Here is a 5,489-nt window from a genome sequence, read left to right as displayed (position 1 = left end):
CGGTCCCTCCTTTGTGGCGTTCAAGCAACGACCACGTTTTTAGCACTAGATGCTGTCGGAGCGGGCCGTTCCACCTCATCACATCCGGTCGCCGCTTTCAGCGGCCGCACCACTATCCCGCATTCGACGGGCACGGGCTCAGGTCATCACGGGCGGTTCCTGGGGAGCAGCGCATGGCCGCTATCGCGGCCTACGCGATTGCCGAAGCGTGGCTTCCTCATGTCGGCTGACCTTCATGGGTTGCGACGATGCAAAGCTTTACCCTAATGGCTTCACCTCTTGCGCCGCAGTTCGAAAACGGAAATGGCGCCCAGCGAAAAAACGAATGGCAGAACAAAATAGAAAAGCCTGAAGACCAGCAAGGCTGCCAGAACGTCTGCTTCGGGAAGCTCTGGCAAGCCGGTGATGAAACCTAATTCGAATACGCCGAGCCCACCAGGCGAGTGCGAGGCGATGGCCGCAGCGAAGGAAAACACGAAGACACCCGCGACGATGGAAAGTCCAGGATTTGAAGTCGTAGGCAGCGCCAGGTATATGATCAGGGTAGCTGCGATGATTTCCGCGGACGACACGACGATCTGTCCTGCGGCAATGGGAAACGAAGGATAATTGATAACCGTTAAGCGGGCCCCGAGGGACGTCTTTGGTAGCAGGGAAATCAGCAGGAATAGCGCGACGAACCCAAGCAGGATAATTCCGGCCCCGCTGCTAACCTCAATTGGCAACCTACCGAGAAAACGATCAACGATCGATGGCTGCGCGACAAGTACGGTACCCATGACGGTTACAACTCCGAGCGCGAAAGTGAACGCGCAGAAAGCGACGAGGGCCGCGATCTCTCTTCCTGTCAAGCCCTTCGATGAATAGGCGCGATACCTTATGACCGCGCCTGAGAAGACCGAGGCACCAACCACGTGAGCGAAGGCGTATGTCGCGGCAGCGCAGGCATGTGCGAATAGCGGACTGACTTTGCGATCAAGATAGGTCAGGGCGAGTCTGTCGTAGAAGCCCAGCAGAGCGTAGGCGACGAGCGCGGAGAGTCCGCTACCGATCCAGGTCCCGGTCGGTAGCAAGGCGAGCTTGGTGCCAATCTCGGCAAATGACAAACTCCGTAGTTCACGTGAAAGTAGCCAGACGCTGACCACCAAAGCAGCAATGCCTACGATTTTCCAAAGGTAATCCGCCAGGGATTGCCGATTCCCACCGGGTAGATTGTCCTCTGGTTGGTCAGGAGCTCGATCGGTCATGATCAGCAACCTCAAAACGCAACGATCGCGTCCTGCACATCGGTGGACACGGGGAATGTGCAGCGTCTCGCGCAGCCGGACGGCAGGCTGCTGGATAGTGCAAGAGCGCAATTGACAATGCTTCCACCATGGCGAGATCTCCTTCGCGCGCACAAACGCGCGGAAAAGGTTTCGGTTCACTTTGAGTGAACTCGAAAGCATCCTCGTCGCAGGATCGAGACTTCGTAGCCGGGGCAGGGACTCGAACCCCGCATCACAGCTCGAGAGCTGGAAGCAACCTCGGATGTGGAGAGCGCCGCGGTCCGATTACGCCTAGGCCCGACTAAACCAAGAATGCGGAGTCCGTAGCGGATCGACAGCTGCATTGCCCTGAAACTCACGCAAACCTTTGAATGAAGAATGGCGTCGCTTTTGATCTGAGGTCGAGGCCCGATACTCAACTTAGGCTGCCAAGCGTAGGCTGGACTTACAAAAAGTACAATTCGGCTAGTCAGGGCATCGGGGAAACCAACGCAGCCCTCTAGAAAGTGACGCCAAGCCCGGCTGCACGAGGCAAGGGCAACGAGGGCGATACCGCGATCAAAACAATGATTGGCATTTTCCTGGATGTCACCGGGCGCAAGCTGGCGGAGGAAGGTCATGAGCTGCTCGCGAAATGAGCCATCGCATGCAAAACCTGCTTGGTCTGGTTTCCGTCCTCACCCAGATCACATCGCGGTCAACCGACACCAAGGAAGAGATGATAATGCAGCTGACGCAGCGCATGACCACTCTTGGTCGCGCCCATGAACTGGTCCGTCTCTTTCGGACGGCAGGGTAGCGCGGCCTTGCTCGGTGATCTGTTTTACCTTGCTTCTGGCGCCGCGAAATTTGTTCGGTATTTCGACGACCTGGGGATCGATGGTTTGCCGCAATTTTATCGAGGTTTACGACCACCCCCGGCTCGAATGCCGATCAACCTATGGATGTTATTCGTAGTTTTTAAAAACTAAACGTTGACGCAGTTTACGCGATCTCGTATATGTAGGCCATCGATCTTTTGCTTGCCGAGCTTTGTTCACCGCGCGATTGGCACCGCGCTTTAAGCGAACTTCCGTTTCAAAAATAGTCGGTTCACACCCGCGCGGCATCGGCTTCGCGGTTTTTCATTCTATGCTTTGAAAGGGTTCATCATGACCACCGGCACAGTTAAATGGTTCAATTCCACCAAAGGCTTCGGCTTCATCCAACCCGACAACGGCGGCGCTGACGCGTTCGTTCACATCTCTGCTGTCGAGCGTGCAGGAATGCGCGAACTCGTCGAAGGCCAAAAGGTCGGCTTCGAGCTCGAGCGCGACATGAAGTCAGGCAAGATGTCTGCTACAAATCTGCAGTCCGCATAATCGATATCTGCTTCCCTTTGACCACGGATGTACTGGCATCGCTGGAAGTACGTTATCAGTTTGAGGCCAGGCGGTTCGCCTGGCCTTTTCCTTTTCGGGCCATCTCGAAACATCGGGGAATCCATGACAGAGACATACAGTAAATCTCGCCAACAGGCCGAGATCGGGTTCGGCAAGATAAAGGCCGAATTCTTCTCCAAGAATAGCGTGCGGGAAGAGCTTCAGTCGGCCGAGCAGGCGCGAGAGGAAAAAACGTTGCGGCTTCGTGAGGCCCGACTTGCGAAAGAGCAAGCCGAGCTCGTTGCCAAATGCGCCAAGGCGTACTGAACCGCCATTGCCACGATGAGGATACCTATTTGAGATACTCCAGAAACAATGAACTTGCTGACCGACGCTCTGCTGCCGCCGACGCAAAGGCAGCTCTTCTGAATGCTTACCGAACCGCTATAACCGAGCCCGATCCTTCCCGCCTTGCCAGGCAAGCCGAGCGCGTCACGCTTGCTGAAGCGCGCGATGCGCGCCGCGCTGAACGGGATCGTCTGAAGCTTGAAGAGCGCACGCGACGCGAGGCCGAAGCGGCTGAAGAGCAAGCGGCCACAGAGGCTGCAGCGGCGGCTGAGACGGAGGCACGCAAGACCGCCGAGAACGAACGGATCGCGAGGGTTGTCGAAGACGAGGCCGCTCGAAAGGCCGAGCGCGATCGCCGCTATGCGAACCGCAAGGCGAGGCAAGCTTAAATCCCTGGGAGGTGATCACCCGTGGGGCTTGCATTTTCAACCCAAAGGATTCCGGCAACCTTGTCGAAATAACTCATGCCCCAAGGAGCATTTCCATGCCACCGGATACACACGAGCTGCAGGCGATCAATACGGCCTGGCAAATTGCGATCCAGGAAATCCTGCGCATGGTCATACGCGACATGTACCATGGGAGCGGGGAAGAAGCATTCAATACGCACATTAAGCGAATTGAAGAAGCAGCCGTTGATAGTATCCACACGGACTTGAGGCTTCGCGGCACGGACGAATGGACTGAGACGCTGGTCAAAGAACGGGCCAGCAACTTCGTTACGACACTTCTGACGTCCTTTACCTACGACCGAGCCTGATCAGGTTCGTCTGAGGCATCAACAAACCCTATCTCCAGGAGAATCCACGAGCGTTCCTCAAACCGACAACTGTCCGTAATCACGACAGGGTATGGAGTCGGTGGATGATCGCCACGAAACTATACGGCTTTTGAAAAAATTCGAAAGAAGCTGGTAGGTTGCCGTCCTCGAGTATCAGCCTGTCTGAAGGAACGATGGTGCCGCCCTGCGGAAAACGATCCGCGACCATATGAGCATGGTCGATACCTGAAAGCTTGCCTGGCATCTGGAGGTGAACCGGAGATGAATTGTCTGGTCCGTGATGACCTCCATAACATCCTCTGCCGTTCCCCCTCCAGCACCTGAAAACCTGCATCTTCAAGCTCTTCGATCAGCGTGAGCCGAATGAGCGGTTCGTCTTCGACCACGAGAACAGTACGCAGGTTTACGTCCGTTTATGCTTGCGCTCGCTAACATCTCCGGGCGGATTGGGTCCTTATGAATTGTGGGACGTTTGATCTGCCGCGTCGGGTGCGATCGGGCATTCGGTCTACACGATGCGACGCTGGGCCGCTGAGGACCCGGTCATCGCTGCCACCACGGATATCGAAATTTCGTCGATCAAGCTGTGCCTCTATCAGATCTTCGATAGGGGGAACGCGCCGGCCCAGACGATAGCCGCCGCACAGGACCGGCTGCCTGACGCGTGATAATGTCACATGCCGAAAGTTTTGCGTCGTTGAACCGTCGGATTCCGTAAGGTGCCGTGGTTCCAGGAGCTAACGGCGGTTCCAGAAAGCCTCATTCCCCGAGGCGGGTCTCTTCCTTGATCACCGCGTCCGGGCTGAGCCGCACGATTGCTCGGGTTTTCCTGCGAGCCGAGGGCGAAAATTCTGTGTCGTGGCGAACGCGCTACTGCGAGGAGCCCGCGTCTCGGTGTCGAAACGCGGGCCAGCCGACGGAGGGGTATTGCCGGCGCTGTCAGCTGTTGCTGAAGCTGACACGAGTTGTACGGAGGTAGCGACGTTTGGATCAAAAAGACTTTCGCAGACGGTAACCCGCTTCTTGCTTTGTAATATTTTGTGGGCTGCAAAACACTGCTTCGGATTTTTCTCTCATTGTCGAAGGCGTACGGCTAAGCCGCAGTGCTGTCTTGTAGAGGTCAATTTTCAAGGGGCCGCCAGTGCGACGCCAAGGAGACCGTAACTTGAGCAGGGACTGCATAGCAGGCCCAAATTGCAATCTGGCGTCGCCCGACACGTGCAATAAGACTGCCTTTGAGAACCCCGAAGCGACCACTAGCAGGAGCAGCGATTCGTGACGGCGTCGCGCCAGAAACGGACGAGCACGAAACATACTGGCGCTGCGTAGCTCGGTCGTGGTCGCCAAGAATCTGGGGATCCCCACAGTCCCTAACGATAGGACAGGATGCCGTGCAATCCGGTGATCTTGCATTGGGGCTCGCACGTCTTCTTCGTCACCGCATCCCCCCAAAACAGATAATCCCCGACCGGGAAGCCCGGTCGGGGAGGCGCGCTCGACCCCTCAGGAGACGCCGTTGAAGTCGCTGGCCGTCAGGTTGTGGTTGCCCTTCAGCATCAGCGTGAAGTCGGCATCGGTGTTGCTGTCGACATTGCCGTGGATCACCGTGAACTCGTCGCCGTTCAGCACTTCATGGGTCACCACCACCTGGCCGGCCGCCGTCAGCGCACCACCAGAGGCCAGCGAGAAGTGCTGCACCCCATCCATCCCGCTGTTGGCGTCGATCGCCGC

The 5,489-nt window shown here is 56.9% G+C and carries 8 protein-coding genes; 6 read left to right on the top strand and 2 right to left on the bottom strand.

Translation table 11 applies throughout. From position 1 onward, the window contains the following. Positions 1–272 precede the first annotated feature (272 nt). The gene (locus tag FHT97_RS30505) at positions 273–1,247 is read right to left on the bottom strand and encodes a lysylphosphatidylglycerol synthase domain-containing protein (protein WP_183865191.1); all 975 of its coding nucleotides are present in this window, start codon (positions 1,245–1,247) and stop codon (positions 273–275) included. Positions 1,248–1,914: 667 nt separating this feature from the next. On the opposite strand from FHT97_RS30505, the gene FHT97_RS31360 reads away from it, so the two are divergent. From FHT97_RS31360 to FHT97_RS30475, 6 genes are all read left to right on the top strand, one after another. Then, on the top strand, positions 1,915–2,067 hold the full coding sequence (locus FHT97_RS31360) for an HWE histidine kinase domain-containing protein (protein ID WP_246712866.1): 153 nt from the start codon (positions 1,915–1,917) through the stop codon (positions 2,065–2,067). A gap of 352 nt (positions 2,068–2,419) precedes the next feature. Continuing rightward, on the top strand, positions 2,420–2,629 hold the full coding sequence (locus FHT97_RS30495; RefSeq protein ID WP_183758739.1) for a cold-shock protein: 210 nt from the start codon (positions 2,420–2,422) through the stop codon (positions 2,627–2,629). A 123-nt stretch (positions 2,630–2,752) separates the two neighbouring features. After that, positions 2,753–2,956: a hypothetical protein gene (locus FHT97_RS30490; RefSeq protein ID WP_183758737.1), complete on the top strand. Its 204-nt coding sequence runs from the start codon at positions 2,753–2,755 to the stop codon at positions 2,954–2,956. Between the two features lie 29 nt (positions 2,957–2,985). Further along, positions 2,986–3,366, top strand: a complete 381-nt coding sequence (locus FHT97_RS30485) for a DUF6481 family protein (RefSeq protein ID WP_183865189.1) — start codon at positions 2,986–2,988, stop codon at positions 3,364–3,366. A 95-nt stretch (positions 3,367–3,461) separates the two neighbouring features. Next, the gene (locus FHT97_RS30480) at positions 3,462–3,737 is read left to right on the top strand and encodes a hypothetical protein (protein ID WP_183758734.1); all 276 of its coding nucleotides are present in this window, start codon (positions 3,462–3,464) and stop codon (positions 3,735–3,737) included. Between the two features lie 536 nt (positions 3,738–4,273). Then, complete coding sequence (locus FHT97_RS30475; RefSeq protein WP_183865187.1) at positions 4,274–4,426, top strand: hypothetical protein; 153 nt, start codon at positions 4,274–4,276, stop codon at positions 4,424–4,426. 835 nt (positions 4,427–5,261) lie between these two features. On the opposite strand, the gene FHT97_RS30470 is transcribed toward FHT97_RS30475, so the two are convergent. Then, positions 5,262–5,489 (bottom strand): hypothetical protein (locus FHT97_RS30470; RefSeq protein ID WP_183865185.1); only part of this gene is annotated, 228 nt, incomplete at its 5' end.

The organism is Rhizobium sp. BK399 (genome assembly GCF_014194695.1).
GTDB lineage: Bacteria > Pseudomonadota > Alphaproteobacteria > Rhizobiales > Rhizobiaceae > Rhizobium.
Note: the sequence above shows the minus strand (reverse complement) of the source record. Positions and strands in the feature narration are given on the sequence as shown.